At 72.1% G+C, this 1,160-nt stretch carries 1 protein-coding gene; it reads right to left on the bottom strand.

Annotated features, from left to right (window positions below):
• Positions 1 to 1,064 (bottom strand): IS110 family RNA-guided transposase (locus tag FH969_RS14990; RefSeq protein ID WP_139988013.1); only part of this gene is annotated, 1,064 nt, incomplete at its 3' end.
• Between the last annotated feature and the right edge of the window lie 96 nt (positions 1,065 to 1,160).

Raw genomic sequence — 1,160 nt, 5'->3', positions numbered from 1 at the left:
GCCGCCGCAGGTGTGATCGTGGCGTTGAGTTGCCTGTAGATCTGACGGGCGAGGTAGCGCTTGAGCGAGCGGCGGATCTCGCGCGGGGTGCGCCCCTGCGCGGTGCGCTTGTCGACGTAGGCGCGGGTCTCGGGGTCCATGCGCATGCGGGTGACGACGGCCATGTGCAGGGCGCGGTTGAGGCGTCGGTCGCCGCCGCGGTTGATGCGGTGTCGAACGGTGTTGCCGGATGAGGCCGGGATGGGGTTGACGCCGGCCAGGCTGGCGAAGGCGGCTTCGGAGCGGATCCGGCCGGGGTGCGACCACGCAGCGTAGGCGATCGCGGCGGTGACGGGTCCGATGCCCGGCTGGTCCAGCAGGCCCGCGGCGGGGCTCTCGTTCAACAGGGCGGTCATCTGGCGGGTGAGGTCGCCCAGCTCCCTGTCGGCTGTGCGGACACGCTTGGCGAGGCGGACGGCCTCGGCGCGGGCGACGCCGATGGAGAGCTCCTCGGCGCGGGCGCGCCACGCGGCGATCTCGCTGATCCGGCCGGTGTTGAGGGTGCCTCGGGCATCGATCCCCAGGTCGACGACCCGCAGCAGCGCGATCAGGGCGTTGATCGCGGCGGTGCGCTCGTTGGTGATGTGGTCGCGGGAGGCGATCAGGATCCGCAGGGCGGCCCGGGCTCCCTCGTCGGTGCGCGGCAGACGCAGCTGGGTGTGGTCGAGCGGGAGGGCTGCTTGAGCGATCCGGCGAGCGTCCAGGGGGTCGGACTTGCCCACGCCGCGGTTGGCGCGAGCGTTCATCCGTGGTGCCTCGGCCACGGCGTACCCAGCATCGGCAGCTGCACGCGCCAGGCGGGCGCCGTAGGTGCCGACGCCCTCGATGCCCCAGAGCGCGTCGAGGTCCGCGCCGGTGCGGCGTGCGACCCAGGCGACGGCACGGGCAAGGCCGGCAGTCGTCGCTGGGAACTGTGCCTCATCGAGGACCTCTCCGGTCGGGCAGGCCAGCACGGCGAGTGCATGGGTTCGGGCGTGGGCGTCTACGCCGATGACGAATGGGCGGGTGTGCGCGACGATCGACATGGTGATCGACGTTCCTTCCTCGTGACGGGGATGTGATGTCTCGGTCGCCAAGCGGCCGGCACCGGCCCGGGTAGAGGTCACGTCGGGGCATATCTG

The organism is Miniimonas arenae, assembly GCF_006351005.1.
Taxonomy (GTDB): Bacteria; Actinomycetota; Actinomycetes; order Actinomycetales; family Beutenbergiaceae; genus Miniimonas; species Miniimonas arenae.
The sequence above is the reverse complement of the archived record's forward strand: the minus strand, read 5'-3'. Positions and strand labels throughout refer to the sequence as shown.